Source organism: Streptomyces sp. NPDC028305 (assembly GCF_055569495.1).
On the sequence record NZ_JBVHTN010000012.1, the window covers coordinates 334,538 to 349,464 of the forward strand.

Below are 14,927 nucleotides of genomic sequence, written 5' to 3' on the forward strand. Positions count from 1 at the left end.
CCTTGCGCGTACTGCTGACCGGACACCAGGGCTACCTGGGCACCGTGATGGCCCCGGTACTCAACGCCGCCGGACACGAAGTCGTCGGCCTTGACTCCGGCCTGTTCGCCGACTGCGTGCTGGGCCCGCCTCCCGCGGACCCGGCGGGCCATCGGGTGGACCTGCGCGACGTCACGGCCGAACACGTGGCCGGGGTGGACGCCGTGATCCACCTGGCCGCCCTGTCCAACGACCCGCTGGGAGCGCTGGCGCCGGACCTCACCTACGACATCAACCACCACGCGTCCGTGCGGCTGGCCCGGCTGGCCCGCGACGCCGGAGTGCGGCGCTTCCTGTACGCGTCGACCTGCTCGGTCTACGGTGCCGCGGGCGGTGACGACCTGGTGGCCGAGGACGCCCCGCTGCGCCCGGTGACGCCGTACGCGGAGTCCAAGGTGCGGGTGGAGGACGACCTGCACGCGCTGTCCGACGGCGACTTCAGCCCGGTGTTCATGCGCAACGCCACCGCCTTCGGCTACTCCCCCAGGCTGCGCGCCGACATCGTGCTGAACAACCTGGTGGGCCACGCGCTCCTGTCCGGCGAGGTGCTGGTGCTCTCCGACGGCACCCCCTGGCGGCCGCTGGTGCACGCCGCCGACATCGCACGGGCCTTCGCGGCCGCGCTGGTCGCGCCGCGGGAAGCCGTGCACGGCCGGGCGTTCAACATCGGCAGCGAGATCAACAACGTCACGGTCGCCGAGATCGCCGAGCAGGTGGCCGAGGCGGTGTCCGGCGCCAAGGTGGTGATCACCGGGGAGACCGGCGCCGATCCGCGGTCGTACCGGGTGGACTTCTCCCGGTTCCGCGCCGCGATACCCGGCTTCGACTGCGAGTGGACGGTGAAGCAGGGCGCGCTCGAACTCGCCGACGCCTACCGGAAACACGGGCTGACCCGGGAGGACTTCGAGCGACGCTTCACCCGGCTGGCCGTGCTGCGCGCCGCGTCCGACGCCGGCGCCGTCGACAACACCCTGCGGTGGCGCCGATGACCGCGCCCGGCGAGGAGATGCACGCGCTGGTGGAGCGGCTGTACCCGCTGTGCCGGAGCATCACCGGCGACGGTGTGCGCGCCACCCTGGCGATCGTCGGCGAGTACATCCCTCTGCGGGTGCACGAGGTGTCGACCGGGACTCAGGTGCTCGACTGGACGGTGCCGCAGGAGTGGAACATCCGGGACGCGTACATCGCCGATGCCGCCGGCAACCGGGTCGTCGACTTCGCCGCGTCCAACCTGCACGTGCTCGGCTACAGCGTGCCGGTGTCGGCGACCATGCCGCTGGCCGAGCTCCGGGCGCACCTGCACACCCTGCCGGACCACCCGAGCTGGGTGCCGTACCGCACCAGCTACTACAAGCCGGAGTGGGGTTTCTGTCTGGCCCAGGACACCTTGGACGCGCTCCCGGACGGCGACTACGAGGTGTGCGTCGACTCCACTCTCGCCGACGGCCACCTCACCTACGCCGAGCACGTGGTCCCCGGGCAGATCGCCGACGAGGTGATCGTCTCCTGCCACGTCTGCCACCCGTCGCTGGCCAACGACAACCTGGCGGGCATCGCGGTGGCGACGTTCCTGGCGCGGGCGCTGGCCGAGCAAACGCCGTACTACACCTACCGGTTCATCTTCGCGCCCGGAACCATCGGAGCGATCACCTGGCTGGCACGCAACGCGGAGCGGATCGATGGGGTATCCCCTGCTCGAGCGGAGCCGAGAGCTCGGGGAAGGGTCAAGCACGGCCTGGTGCTGGCCTGCGCCGGTGACCTGGGCCAGCTGACGTACAAGCAGAGCAGGCGCGGCGACGCGGAGATCGACCGGGTGATGCGGCACGTGCTGACCGCGTCCGAACGCCCGCACCGCGTCGCCGAGTTCACTCCGTACGGCTATGACGAGCGGCAGTACTGCTCGCCCGGGTTCGATCTCGGCGTGGGTTCGCTCAGCCGGACCCCGTACGCCGGCTACCCCGAGTACCACACCTCGGCGGACAACCCGGACTTCGTCTCCCCGGAGGCGATGGCGGACACGCTCGCCGTCTGCCGCGAGGCATTCGCCGTCCTTGACCGCAACCGGCGGTACGTCAACCTCAGCCCCTACGGCGAGCCGCAGCTGGGCCGGCGCGGGTTGTACGACTCGCTCGGCGGCCGCAGCGACGCGAAGCAGGCCGAGATGGCCATGCTCTGGGTGCTCAGTCTCTCCGACGGCGAGCACAGTCTGCTGGACGTCGCCGAGCGGTCCGGGCTGCCGTTCGACACCGTCGCCGCCGCGGCCGGCGCCCTGCACGGCGCCGGGCTGATCAAGGCATGACGCCGATGACCGCCGAGGGGCAGAAGGCGACGGCACCGGCGGCCCCGACCGCCAAGCGGGCCATGGTCGGCCGGCTGTCCTGGGGACTGGCCGACCAGGCGGCCTCCAGCATGTCCAACTTCGTGGTGGGGATCTATGTGGCCCGCTCGCTGGGGGTGGCCGCGTTCGGCGTGTTCAGCCTGGCCTGGGTGACCTACGGCGTGGTGCTCAACGTCTCCCGCGGGCTGGCCACCGACCCGCTCGTGGTGCGCTTCAGCGGTGTGCCGGCCGCGTCCTGGCGCGCGGCGGTGGCCCGGTCCTCGGGTACCGCGCTCGGCCTCGGTGCCGCCCTCGGCGCGCCCTGCTTGGTGGTCGGGCTCGCCCTCGGCGGCAGCGTGGGGTCCGCGTTCGCCGTCCTCGGCGTCGTGCTGCCGGCGCTGCTGCTTCAGGACGCCTGGCGGTTCGCGTTCTTCGCCGCCGGCAACGGGCGGAAGGCGTTCGTCAACGACCTCGTGTGGGGCGTCGCGCTCGTCCCGGCCATGGTGGTGGCGGCCCGCGTGGGCAGCGTGGCCGCGTATCTGCTCGCCTGGGGGGCGTCCGCCGCGGTGGCCGCGGGGTACGGCTGCCTCCAGTCCGGCATCCGGCCCCGGATGCCCGAGGCGCGCGGGTGGCTTCGTGAGCAGCGCGATCTCGGCTACCGGTACCTGGTCGAGAACGTCGCCCTCAGCGGCGCGAGCCAGCTGCGGGCGTACGGGCTCGGCGCGATCGTCGGGCTCGGCGCGGTGGGTGCGGTGCGGGGCGCCGAGCTCCTGATGGGCCCGTTCCTCGCGGTGCTGATGGGGCTGTCCCTGGTCACCGTCCCGGAGGCGGCACGGGTGCTGCGGCAGGCCCCACACCGCCTCGGCACGTTCTGTCTCCTGCTGGGCGGAGGGCAGGCCGCCGCCGCGCTGCTCTGGGGCGTGGCGCTGCTGCTGATGCCGGACCGGCTCGGCGAGCTGATGCTCGGCGGCGTCTGGCCCTCCGCCTCGCAGCTCATCGTGCCGATCACGCTCGGCGTCGCGGGCGCCGGCCTCGGCACCGGCGCGGCGGCCGGGCTGCGCGCACTCGCCGCGGCCCGGCGCAGCCTGCGCTGCCAGCTGTTCGCCTCCGCCGGTTACGTCGGCGGCGGGCTCGGCGGGGCGGCCGTCGCCGGCGCCGTCGGCTCGGCCTGGGGCGTCGCCGCCGCGACGTTGAGCAGTTCAGCCGTGTGGTGGCTGCAACTGCGGTCCGCCCTGCGCGAGCGCCACCACACCCCCACACCCGAAGTGAGGACCTCATGACCGACCGACCCAGGCTGAGCATCGGCCTGCCCGTGTACAACGGCGAGGAATACCTGGCCGAGTCGCTCGACGCCCTGCTCGGCCAGACCTACGAGGACTTCGAGCTGATCATCTCCGACAACGCCTCGACCGACGGGACCCAGGACATCTGCCGCACGTACGCCGCGCAGGACTCACGCATCCGGTACCTCCGGCTGCCCCGGAACATCGGAGCCACGCCGAACCACAACCATGTGTTCGCCGAGTCCCGCGGCGAGCTGTTCAAGTGGGCCTCGCACGACGACCTGTACGCCCGGGACCTGCTGCGGCGCTGCGTGGAGGCGCTGGACGAGCGGCCGGACGTGATCCTCGCGCACACCGGCCAGGCGGTCATCGACGGCGACGGCCAGGTGAAGGTCCCGTACGAGTACGGGCTCGCCACCGACTCGCCGCACCCGCCGGAGCGCTTCCGCAGTCTGCTGTTCGAGCCGGGTGGCGACGACTTCTACGGGGTGCTGCGGGCCGACATGCTGCGCCGGGTGAAACCGATGGACAGCTACCACCACGCGGACCGCACGTTCGTCGCCGAGATCACCCTGCACGGGCCCTTCCACCAGGTGCCGGAGCTGATGTACTTCCGCCGCGATCACCCCACCCGCGCCGAGCGGGCGAACCCTTCCAAGCGGTCCCGGTGCGTCAACCTGGACCCGCGCCGGGCAGGCCCGCTGCACCCGACGCCCCGGCTGCTCGCCGAGTACGTCTGGGGCTTCGCCTCGGCGATCCGGCGGGCGCCGTTGTCCCCGGCCGACCGGCGCGCGTGCTACCGCCACCTGGCCGCGTGGATGACCAGCCGGGTCCGGCCGGGCGCCGGCGAGCGGGTCGAGGACCGCGCCCCGGTCGACCCGGCCCTGCTCACGGTCTCCGTCGACGCCCTCGTCGCCGGCCGTGAAGGGAGGCGGGCATGACGCCTGCGAACGAAACCCCGGTGCGCGTCGGGGTGTTCGGCCTGCTCGGCTCCGGCAACCTCGGCAACGACGGGTCGCTCGAGGCCGTGCTGGGGTATCTCCGCGCCGAACACCCGGAGGCGGTCGTGGACGCGCTGTGCGGCGGGCCCGAGGCCGTGACGACCCGGTTCGGGATCCCCGCCACGCGGCTGCACTGGAACCGCGCGGAGTACCGGACCGCGTCACGTGCGGGCGCGATCGCGGCGAAGGGTCTGGGCAAACTCGTCGACGTCTTCCGCACCGCCGCCTGGGTGCGCCGGCACGACGTGGTGATCGTGCCGGGCATGGGCGTCCTGGAGGCCACGCTGCCGCTGCGGCCGTGGGGCTTCCCGTACTCGCTGTTCCTGCTCTGCGCGAGTGGCCGGCTGTTCGGCACCCGGGTCGCGCTGGTCGGCGTCGGCGCCGCCGCGATCGGCAACCGGCCGACCCGAACCCTGGTGCGCTGGTCGGCGCGGCTGGCCGCGTACCGCTCGTACCGGGACGCCCAGTCCCGCGACGCGATGCGGGCGATGGGCGTGGACACCGCGCGCGACGAGGTCCACCCGGACCTCGCGTTCGCCCTGCCGACGCCGCCCGGGAGCGCTCCCTCAGGGCGGCCGGGCCAAGTCTGCGTCGGCGTCATGGACTTCCACGGCGGCAACGACGACCGCGCCCGCGCCGAGGAGATCCACCGGCGCTACCTCGACGGGACGATCCGGTTCGTGCGCGCACTGGTCGAGGACGGCAGGCCCGTCCGGCTGCTCACCGGCGACAAGTGCGATGCGTCGGTGGTCGCCGCGATCCTTGACGCGGTGGACTCGCCGCTGGTCACCGCAGCCGAGACGGCCTCGCTTGCCGACCTGATGAAGGAGACGGCGGCTGCCGACACCGTGGTGGCGATCCGCTACCACAACCTGATCTGCGCGCTGAAGGTCGGCACGCCGACACTCGCTCTCAGCTATGCGGCGAAGAGCGACGCGCTCATGGCGCGGATGGGCCTTGCCGCGTACCGCCATCCGGCGCGCGAGGTCGACGCCGACCGGCTGCTCGAACAGTTCCGGGACCTGGAGCGGCGATCGGCCGAGCTGCGGCGGACCCTCGCCGAGCGGAACCTGGCCGCCGCCCGGCAGCTTGAGCACCAGTTCACCGCCTTGACCGCGGCCCTGTTCCCGGCGGCCGACCATGCCCATGCCCGCGCTCGTCAGGAGTCTCCATGAAAGCGACCGAAGTCCCGGCGATCGTCGGCGCGTACCTGTTCGAGCCGACGCCGTACGCCGACGATCGCGGCTTCTTCTGCCGCACCTTCGACGCGGATGTGGTCCGCTCGGTGGGCCTCGACCCGGACGCCTTCGTCCAGGACAGCCTGTCCCGCTCGGTCCGGGGCGTGCTGCGCGGCCTGCACCTGCGCTCCGGCGCCGGCGAGGCCAAGCTGGTGCGGTGCTCGTACGGGAGGATCTTCGACGTCGTCGTGGACCTGCGGACGGACTCGCCGACATACCGCAACCGGGCCTTCTTCGAGCTGTCCGACGAGACGCAGATGACCCTGTACATCCCGGCGGGGTGCGCGCACGGCTTCCAGGCGCTGACCGAAACCGCCGACACCTCGTACCGGATCGACCGCCCGCACGATCCGGCCGAGGATGTGACGATCGCCTTCGACGACCCGGAGCTCGCCATCCCCTGGCCGCTGCCGGTCACATCGATGTCCCAGCGGGACCGGGAGGCGCCGAGCCTCGCCGAGGTCCTCAAGCAAAAAGGGAGTTGAGGTCGGCGTGGCCACCGAAAACACCGAAGAGTTCCTCCTGCCCCGGTCGCGGCTGGCGAACGAGCGGCTGCACGCCCTGATCCCCGGGGGCGCGCACACCTACGCCAAGGCCGACGACCAGTACCCCGAAAACCTGGCCCCGGTCATCAGCCACGGCCGCGGTGCCCACGTGTGGGACGTCGACGGCAACCGCTACGTCGAGTACGGCTCCGGCCTGCGGTCCGTCAGCCTCGGCCATGCCCACCCACGCGTCATCGAGGCGGTGCGGCGGGAACTCGACCGCGGCAGCAACTTCGTCCGTCCGTCCATCGTGGAGGTCGAGGCCGCGGAACGTTTCCTGGCCACGGTGCCGACCGCCGAGATGGTGAAGTTCGCGAAGAACGGCTCCGACGCCACCACCGCCGCGGTGCGCCTCGCCCGCGCCGCCACCGGGCGCCCGCGGGTGGCGATCTGCGCCGACCATCCGTTCTTCTCCGTCGACGACTGGTTCATCGGCACCACGCCGATGTCCGCCGGCGTTCCGGCCGCGACCAGCGAGCTCACCGTGGCGTTCCCGTACGGGGACCTGGCCGCCACGGAGGAACTGCTCACCCGGTACCAGGACGAAATCGCCTGTCTGATCCTCGAACCCGCCACCCACACCGAGCCCCCGCCCGGGTACCTCGCCGGCCTGCGCGAGCTGGCCGACCGGCACGGCTGCGTACTCGTCTTCGACGAGATGATCACCGGCTTCCGCTGGTCCGAGGCGGGCGCCCAGGGCCTGTACGGCGTCGTCCCCGACCTCTCCACGTTCGGCAAGGCGCTGGGCAACGGATTCGCGGTCTCCGCGCTGGCCGGGCGCCGCGATCTGATGGAGCTGGGCGGGCAGCGTCACTCCGGCGACCGGGTGTTCCTGCTGTCCACCACGCACGGTGCGGAAACGCACTCCCTGGCAGCCGCGATGGCCGTGCTCACCACCTACGTCGAAGAGGGCGTCACCGCGCGGCTGCACACCCTCGGCGAGCGGTTGGCCGCCGGTGTCCGCGACGCCGCGGCCACCATGGGCGTCGGCGACCACATCGCCGTCCGAGGCCGGGCCAGCAACCTGGTCTTCGCCACCCTCGACGAGAACGGGCAGCCGTCGCAGCAGTACCGCACCCTGTTCCTGCGCCGGCTCCTCGCGGGCGGGGTGCTGGCCCCGTCGTTCGTGGTGAGCAGCGCGCTCGGCGACGCCGACATCGATCACACCGTCGACGTGGTGGCCCAGGCATGTGCGGTGTACCGGAAGGCACTGGAGGCCGCCGACCCCACCCCCTGGCTGGCAGGACGACCGGTGAAGCCCGTATTCCGCCGCTTGGCGTGACGTAACGTCAGCGGCGCTTACGGAGAACCGCGTCGGCCGTCCGGTCGACCAGCCACGCGGTCGCCGGTATCACCGCCAGCGCGGTGCACCAGCCGCCGAGGACGTCGGTCGGGTAGTGGGCACCCAGGGCGACCTGCGCCCAGCCCATGGCGGCGCCGGCCACCAGCGCCGCGGCGAGCACGAGTGACGTGCCGGCCGTCCTGCCGAGGCCGAGCCGGCCGGTCGCGAGCAGCGCCACCACGAGGGCGAGCGCGGTGAGGAAGGCGGTGTGCCCGCTCGGGTAGGACAGGTTCCCGTCGTGGATGGTGCGCCCCACCAGGGACTTGAGCAGCGTCGCCGTCCCCACGGCCATGCCGACGCCGACAACGACGAGCACCGCCGCGCGAGGACGCCGAAGCAGCAGGCAGCCCGTCACGGTGGCCACGACCAGCATCGCCGCTCCCCCGGGCTCCCCCAAGAAGTCCGTGGCCAGAGCGACGTGCCGCCACGGCAGCCCCGCACCGTCCACCGCGGCCCCGATCCGCGCGTCCACCATGCCGGGCTTGCTGTCGTCGGCATACCGGACCCCGAGCACGACGACCACCAGCCCGGCGAGGGCCGCGACCATCCCGAGCCACACGCGCAGCGATGAGGGCAGCACCGCGGGCGCCGACCGGCCGGTCACACGCCCGCCGCGCCCGGTCGACGTGTCCTCGAGCCTCTGCCGGCGCCAACTCCCCACCAACGAGCCCCCCGTCATGACCGACTTGGCCCGCGCGGGAGCCATCAGCCCGTCCATCAGTCTCTCCTGGCCACCCTAGCCAACAATGTGGTCGCGCCAAACCGCCGCAGGAAGAAGCGGCGCGGAGAAACGGTCAGGTCTCATCCGGGCCCGACGTCTCCCCGTGTCCCGTCGGACCAGTGGGTTCCGGTACCGCCTTGCGTCGGGCCGCCCTCGCACGCAGTGCGAATGCCAGCGCACCGCCCCCGAGGACCGTGCCGAGCACCACTGCCATCACCAAGAGCATGGAGTCGTCCTTGCCCTCGCTGTCCCCGGTGGCCGATGCCGGCTTCGGGTTCGGCTCGGTGGGCTCGACCCATGGGCCCCCGGTGGCGCGTACTTCGATGGGTGCCGAATCGTTCGACTTCTTCGGGTCGTTCGCGGGCCGCTCAGGATCGTGGACCGCTTCGAGCAGACCCCTGGCTCCGCGTACGTTCCGGTCGATGCGGAACTCGAGGGTCGTCTCCCAGGTGTCGCCCGGCTCCAGGGGGTTGTCAGGGCCGCAGAGGTAGACGCGCTCCTCGATGCGGGAGCACTCCCACTCCCATTCCAGCTCGTTGTCGGGGTCGGGTGGCGGCGTGGGCGCCACGACGCTCAGGCCCTCGGGCACCGTGATGCGCAGGCTCGTGCCCGAGATCCGGCCCGGTCCGGCGTTGCGCACATGGAACGTGGACTCGGCGGTGCTGCCTGTCGTGCCCTCGATCGCGTCGGCGCGCACCTGTAGGTCGGCGGTCTGTGAGGTGTGGAGCCGGACCTCACCGAGGCCGAACCTGTCGGTGAAGGCGTCGGCCGGGGTGTCGACGGGACGTACCTTCAGCTCGGGGCCCGTGCCCGGCCGCAAGCCCGGGTCGGTGCCGGTCGCGCCCAGATCCTCCTCGGCGTTTCCGGTCATGCCCTGGAGGTACGGCTTGTAGGTGAAACTGCCGTTCACCATCGTGTCCGGCACGGCGACGGAGATGGGCTCGACGACCTCGTACGCCTGGCCCGGCTCGATCCGCTGATCGAACCAGCAGTCAGCGGAGGTTGAGGCGCCTTCGGGCCCGTACCGGCAATTGCCGTACTGCCTGGCGAAGGCGACACGTGGGCTTCTGATGGTCAGGCCGAAGCCTTGGGCGGGGAACGCGCCGGCGTTGCGGATCTGCGGCTTGAAGCCGAAGCTCGCGCCGGGCGCGTCGCCCTCACGAGGCTTCTCCTTGCGCGGGCGCAGGTCGGGTCCCTCTATCCGTACGTCCGTCTCGAAGACGACATCCTCGGCTCCAGGGGCGCTGAAGGTGTAGCGGATAGTGCCGTGACTGCCGAGGCGCGCTCCGGGGACGGCCTCGATGTAGACGGCGTCCGGGTAGTTGTCCTTGCCGCGCGTGAGGGTGCCCAAAGCGCAGTCGACGACGTCGGTCGCGCCCATGGCGTGATCTCCGCACTCACGGCGGGTGCGGATTCGGGCGACACTGTCCAGGTCCGACGCGTCGACCTTCAGCGTCACATCGGACTGCGTCGCGCGACCCGCGCCCGGCTGCGGGGCCAGCCAGAGACGGAGGCCGCCGGTGGGGCTGGTCCCGCGCTTGGGCAGGTACGCCGTTTTCGGCACGTCCAACTCGACGGCCGGTCCCGCTGCTTGGGCCGAGCCTGCGGGCGCGAGCAGGGCACCGGCGCCGAGCAGAACGGCCAGGGCCGCGCCCAGACGACGTATGCGATACATCTGCTGATCATGTCAAGGACACGCCGACTGCGCGAGAAGCTCTCTCCCAACGTCTCCGCACCTGCTCGGGGAGGGTACGAACGCGCGGACAGCGCCTGGGCGGGTACCTCGAGGACGGTCGCCGGATTTCGACTGGGTGCGCACGACGCATTGACACGTTCAGATCCGTCACATGACACTGATGCCTGTTCGACTTGAACGTGCAAACCACGATTTTGAACGTTCAAGTCCGCTGCTTGCACGTTCCAATCGAAAAGAAGCTGAGGGGAGTCGTAACGGTGGCGAGGAAGACCGGGAGGGCGACGATCACGTCGGTCGCGGAGTACGCCGGCGTCTCCCGGCAGACCGTCTCCAACTTCCTGCACACGCCGGAGATGGTGGCGTCGGAGACCCGGCAGCGCGTCGAGGAGGCGATCGCCGCGCTGGATTACCGGCCCCACCTCGCGGCACGGAGCATGCGCACCGACCGGTCCCAGGCGATCGCGGTCCGGATCACATCGGCCCCCGAAGGGGTCAGCGGCCTCGCCCTGGAGCGGTTCACCCACGCCCTGTGCGCCGCCGCGCGGACCGAGAACTACCACCTGATCGTCTTCGTGGCCGACAGCGACGAAGAGGAGATCGCCACCTACAAGGACCTGCTGGCCACCTTGAACCTCGACGGTGTGGTGGTGGTCGCCACCCACCGCTACGACCAGCGCATCGGATGGCTGACCGAACGTGGCATTCCCTTCGTCGCCTTCGGCCGGTCCTGGTCACCCGCACCCGAGCACTCCTGGGTCGACGTCGACGGCTCGGCCGGCACCTACGCCGCCACGCGCCATCTGCTCGACGCCGGGCATCGCAAGATCGCGTTCTTCGGCTGGGACGACTCGGCCGGAGTCGGTGACGACCGCGAGTCGGGCTGGCGGCGCGCGCTGGCCGAAAGTCCGGCTGCCGAGTTCATCTCTCTGAACAGGGCGGACACCATCGAGAACGGCGCCGCCATGGCCGACCAGCTCGCCGACGAACACCCGGACGTGACGGCCGCCGTCTGCGTGTCCGACTCGATCGCCGTCGGCGCTGCCAGGCGGAACCTCGAAACAGGCCGCAGCCTCGCGCTCGTCGGCTTTGACGACACCGCCGCCGCTCTGGCGCTGGGCATCAGCAGTGTGGTCCAGCCGCTGGAAGAGGCCGCGGGCCACTGCTTCCGGCTGCTGCATCAGCAGCTCACCGACCGCGTGGGCGCGCGGCACCAGCGGATGCTGCTCGAACCGAACCTCAACGTCAGAAGCTGAGCCCAGCCCCGAAGGAATGGCCGCATTCCCCTTCCACAGCTCAGTGCCGCACAACACCGTGCGGCGCTTCGCGAAATCAATCGATTGGAAAGGTGTGAAGTGTGAAGAATAAGTTTCGCGATTTTATCGGTCGTTCCTTGGTGGTGACGGTCCGAAGTCGGCTCGCCGCCGCGGTGGGTGTGGTCGCGCTGCTGGTGGCCGCCCTCACCGGCGCGACCGCCGGCACGGCAAGTGCGGCGCCGGTCGCAGCCGCCACTGAGGCGGCGTCCCCCGGATGGGTCTGCCCCGGCACCCCCATCCCGCCGGATTACGTGGTCACCTTCCGCAACGCGAGCGGGTGCAACGGTGCCGGCTCCTGGTACATACAGCCCGTGCAGGACGGGATCTGGGTCTGCGCCACCTCGCCGATCCCCACCGGCTACGTACTCACGCTCCACACCGCCCAAGGGTGCGGCGCAAACATCGACACCTGGTTCATGCAACTGGCCCGCGACGGCCAGTGGGTCTGTGCGGGCTCGCCGATTCCCACCGGTTACGTGCTCACCGCCCACATCAACACCGGCTGCGGCAACATCGGCTCGTGGTTGCAGGTCCAGGCCCGCGCCGGCCAGTACATCTGCCCCGGCGTGCCCATACCGCCCGGCTTCCGCACCGATGCCTACAACGCGAGCATGTGCAGCGGCCTCGGGGGCTGGCTCCTGCTCAACGCCTGATCCGATCGGACTCGCCGGAAGGCACCGCGTGATGCGCGGTGCCTTCCGGCGTCGCACGCTACCCGGCCTGGAGGCAGCCCTGCACGAATTGCACGAGAAGGGACACGTCCAGGCAGATCACCGCCGTTGTTGCTGCGACCATGGTGATCGCCAGTGGGCGGGTGTTCGCGGCTGTACCCATGACGCGTGGGGAGGACGTGGCGGCGACCAGGGGGACAAGAACCAGGGGGAGTCCGATAGCCAGGACGACCTGGCTGGTGATGAGCAGGGTGACCGGGGAGACGCCGAGGGCGAGCAGAACGACGGCGGGAAGGACGGTCGTGCAGCGCCGTGCCCAGAGCGGGACACTGCGGCGGAGAAGCCCGCTTGTCACGACAGCGCCCGCTTGAGTTCCCACCACCGTGGATGTCACGCCGCTGACGAGTAGCGCGACAAGGAATGCCAACTGGGCGGCGGACCCGATGCGGGCGGCCACGTCGGTGGCGATGGCGCCAAAGCCACCGCTGGTGGACCCCTGGAGGGCGCCGGCACCGACGAGGAGCATGACGGCATTGGTCGTCCCGGCGACGAGCATCGCCAGAGCCACGTCGGTCCGGTGAGCGGACAGCCGACGGTGGTCTCGAGCGAGTGCGCTGTGAATGTGCACCGCGTGCGGCATGATCGTGGCTCCGACGATGCCTGCGGCAAGGACCAGGACACCATCGCCTTCCAGCGAGGGAATGAGTCCCGCGCCGAGCTCATCGAGACCGGGCGGACGGGCGAGCAGGCAGAAGATGAAGGCGCCCGCGATGAGGGCGAGGGAGACGACTGCGACATTCCGGAGGAAGCATGGTCCGAAGCGGTCGCCTGCGGCCAGCAGGACGGCGCCCGCAACGGCGGCCAGCAGCCCGCCCAGCGGCAGAGGGATGCCGAAGAGCAGGTGCAGCGCGATCGCGGCTCCGAGCACTTCGGCGAGGTCGGTGGCGATGGACACGGCCTCGGCCTGGGGCCAGTAGGCCAACCGGACCGGTCGGCTGCACCGGTCGGCGATCAGCTCGGGCAGGCTCTTCCCCGTGGTCGCACCGAGCTTCGCGGCAAGGTACTGCACCGGCCCGGCCACCAGTGTCGCCAGTACGACGACCCAGAGCAGGGTTGTGCCATGGCTGGCACCTGCGGCCACATTGGTGACGACGTTCCCTGGGTCGACGTAGGCGACTGCGGCCACGAAGGCCGGACCGATGCGCCAGGAGGCGGCAACTGCGGCCCGGTCGTCGAGACGCTGTGCGGAAGAAGCCTTGACGATGGTCATCCGCGCCGGCCCTGGTGCTCACATCGGGTTCTGCGCCGTGTCATTCGGTGGCGCCGATGGGGTTGCGTCTGGGGACGATGAGAGGGTCCTGCGGTGTGAAGGGGAACTGAGGCAGTTCCCGCTCCGGGATGCCGAAGGTACCGGCGAGCACTTCACGGGAAAACGCCGTCGCGGTCGCCCGGTAGCCGACATCGCCGGGCGTCGGCTGGTCGAAGAAGATGAGGAAGTGGAAGCCCCCGTCGTCCAGGACCTCGATATGGTGCGGGTAGGCGCGTGGCACGAAGTACACATCGCCCGGACCCAGTTCGTACTCGCCGAGAGTGACGTCGGGTGCCAGTACGCGCATGCGCGCTCGCCCCTTGGCGACGTAGCCCATCTCGGCGGTGACCGGATGCCAGTGAGGCTCCCGCATCCCGTCTTCCTTGATCCGCAGGGAATACATCGAGATGTCGTCGAGGGCTGCCCAGAACTGTTTGCGCGCCAGGCTCGCTGAACCGTACGCGTACGACAGAGGGGCGTGCTGACCCGCGACGTCGAAGAGACGGGCGTTCGGTAGTTTCTGGGTGGGATCGACCGTGATGCTGCCCCGGCGGGCGAAGATCTGCTCCGCGGGTGCCCGCTCGAAGGCGGCGAACGCCGTACTCGGCAGGTCATAGGTGTTGCCGAGTACCGGGTTGGTCATGGCCGACAGGCTGTCGCGCAGGGAGAAGTGCTGGGGCCGCTCGTTCCGCAGGGCGATGATGATTTCGGCATCCGCCGAGCCCAGGTTCTCGATGTGGTAAACCGCTCCGGACTCCACGTGATACATCTGTCCTTCGCCGACCACGAAGGAGGCGAACTGTCCCCCGTTCGCCAGCAAGGAGACCAGCACCTCGCCGCTGACGACGTAAGCCAACTGGTTCGCGTTGACGTTCCACTGCGGTTCACGAACCGCCCCGGGCGCGAGAACCACACGCTTGATGGACAGTCGGCTGAGGATCGGCAGGCTCTGCCCATCGACTACCTGAACACTGCCAAGGTCACTCTGAAACGCCGCTTCGGCCGCGGTAAGGGACACCCAGTATGGCGAGCCTGTCGACATTGCTCTCCTCACTCGTCTGCCGGATGGAATACTCCCCGAGGCCCGAATCGAACTTCGCACAGGTCAGGGACAGCAGACAGCCGTGGAAGGCGTCCGGGTGACACGAAACGGATCCGTGCTCGGCTTGGCTCTGTCGGTGATCTTCGCCCTTGGTACCGGTGGGCCACCGCCGCCGAGGCGAAGGACATGGTCGGGCTCCGCTTGTAGATATATGCGATGTGTATCGCCCGGATCGGGCACTTCGATGCTTATGTCGTGCCACACTGGACGTGTCCCTCGCCGCATCCCCCGTCGGCGAGGGGCATTCACGTACTCGGGCTGTTCACGAGTGTCCTCTGCCAGCGGCTTCGCGTTCCTTTAAAGATCGCTTCCCATCTGCCAACTGATCGCTTCCCGCAAAGCCAGCCACC

At 70.5% G+C, this 14,927-nt stretch carries 13 protein-coding genes; 9 read left to right on the forward strand and 4 right to left on the reverse strand.

What is annotated here, in order from left to right:
• Positions 1 to 2 precede the first annotated feature (2 nt).
• Genes ACZ4WQ_RS43055 through ACZ4WQ_RS43085 form a run of 7 tightly spaced genes read left to right on the forward strand, consistent with a single transcriptional unit; the run spans position 3 to position 7,705 of the window.
• Positions 3 to 1,028 (forward strand): NAD-dependent epimerase/dehydratase family protein, encoded by a 1,026-nt coding sequence (locus ACZ4WQ_RS43055; RefSeq protein WP_311721600.1) that lies wholly within the window; start codon positions 3 to 5, stop codon positions 1,026 to 1,028.
• Positions 1,016 to 2,338, forward strand: coding sequence for a DUF4910 domain-containing protein (locus ACZ4WQ_RS43060; RefSeq protein WP_398372720.1), 1,323 nt, complete (start codon positions 1,016 to 1,018; stop codon positions 2,336 to 2,338). The genes ACZ4WQ_RS43055 and ACZ4WQ_RS43060 overlap by 13 nt, the downstream gene beginning before the upstream one ends.
• On the forward strand, positions 2,335 to 3,636 hold the full coding sequence (locus ACZ4WQ_RS43065; RefSeq protein WP_398372718.1) for a hypothetical protein: 1,302 nt from the start codon (positions 2,335 to 2,337) through the stop codon (positions 3,634 to 3,636). Before ACZ4WQ_RS43060 ends, ACZ4WQ_RS43065 begins: the two co-directional genes overlap by 4 nt.
• Positions 3,633 to 4,580 (forward strand): glycosyltransferase family 2 protein, encoded by a 948-nt coding sequence (locus tag ACZ4WQ_RS43070; protein ID WP_398372716.1) that lies wholly within the window; start codon positions 3,633 to 3,635, stop codon positions 4,578 to 4,580. The genes ACZ4WQ_RS43065 and ACZ4WQ_RS43070 overlap by 4 nt, the downstream gene beginning before the upstream one ends.
• A complete protein-coding gene (locus tag ACZ4WQ_RS43075; RefSeq protein WP_398372714.1) occupies positions 4,577 to 5,815 on the forward strand; it encodes a polysaccharide pyruvyl transferase family protein in 1,239 nt (412 codons plus the stop codon). Before ACZ4WQ_RS43070 ends, ACZ4WQ_RS43075 begins: the two co-directional genes overlap by 4 nt.
• Entirely contained in the window at positions 5,812 to 6,363 is a 552-nt protein-coding gene (gene rfbC, locus ACZ4WQ_RS43080) for a dTDP-4-dehydrorhamnose 3,5-epimerase (RefSeq protein WP_311721596.1), read from the forward strand. The genes ACZ4WQ_RS43075 and rfbC overlap by 4 nt, the downstream gene beginning before the upstream one ends.
• Before the next feature lie 7 nt (positions 6,364 to 6,370).
• Positions 6,371 to 7,705: a glutamate-1-semialdehyde 2,1-aminomutase gene (locus tag ACZ4WQ_RS43085; protein WP_398372711.1), complete on the forward strand. Its 1,335-nt coding sequence runs from the start codon at positions 6,371 to 6,373 to the stop codon at positions 7,703 to 7,705.
• Between the two features lie 7 nt (positions 7,706 to 7,712).
• On the opposite strand, the gene ACZ4WQ_RS43090 is transcribed toward ACZ4WQ_RS43085, so the two are convergent.
• Together ACZ4WQ_RS43090 and ACZ4WQ_RS43095 are read right to left on the reverse strand one after the other, a co-directional pair.
• Positions 7,713 to 8,369: a phosphatase PAP2 family protein gene (locus tag ACZ4WQ_RS43090; RefSeq protein ID WP_398373011.1), complete on the reverse strand. Its 657-nt coding sequence runs from the start codon at positions 8,367 to 8,369 to the stop codon at positions 7,713 to 7,715.
• Between the two features lie 190 nt (positions 8,370 to 8,559).
• Complete coding sequence (locus ACZ4WQ_RS43095) at positions 8,560 to 10,161, reverse strand: hypothetical protein (RefSeq protein WP_398372709.1); 1,602 nt, start codon at positions 10,159 to 10,161, stop codon at positions 8,560 to 8,562.
• 278 nt (positions 10,162 to 10,439) lie between these two features.
• On the opposite strand from ACZ4WQ_RS43095, the gene ACZ4WQ_RS43100 reads away from it, so the two are divergent.
• Both ACZ4WQ_RS43100 and ACZ4WQ_RS43105 read left to right on the forward strand, forming a co-directional pair.
• A complete protein-coding gene (locus tag ACZ4WQ_RS43100; RefSeq protein ID WP_358843418.1) occupies positions 10,440 to 11,435 on the forward strand; it encodes a LacI family DNA-binding transcriptional regulator in 996 nt (331 codons plus the stop codon).
• 143 nt (positions 11,436 to 11,578) lie between these two features.
• Positions 11,579 to 12,148 (forward strand): hypothetical protein, encoded by a 570-nt coding sequence (locus tag ACZ4WQ_RS43105; RefSeq protein WP_311721592.1) that lies wholly within the window; start codon positions 11,579 to 11,581, stop codon positions 12,146 to 12,148.
• A gap of 58 nt (positions 12,149 to 12,206) precedes the next feature.
• Here the strand turns inward: ACZ4WQ_RS43105 and ACZ4WQ_RS43110 are convergent, their stop codons facing one another.
• Both ACZ4WQ_RS43110 and ACZ4WQ_RS43115 read right to left on the reverse strand, forming a co-directional pair.
• Positions 12,207 to 13,436 (reverse strand): Nramp family divalent metal transporter, encoded by a 1,230-nt coding sequence (locus tag ACZ4WQ_RS43110; protein WP_311721591.1) that lies wholly within the window; start codon positions 13,434 to 13,436, stop codon positions 12,207 to 12,209.
• 40 nt (positions 13,437 to 13,476) lie between these two features.
• A complete protein-coding gene (locus ACZ4WQ_RS43115) occupies positions 13,477 to 14,517 on the reverse strand; it encodes a cupin domain-containing protein (RefSeq protein WP_311721590.1) in 1,041 nt (346 codons plus the stop codon).
• Positions 14,518 to 14,927 lie beyond the last annotated feature (410 nt).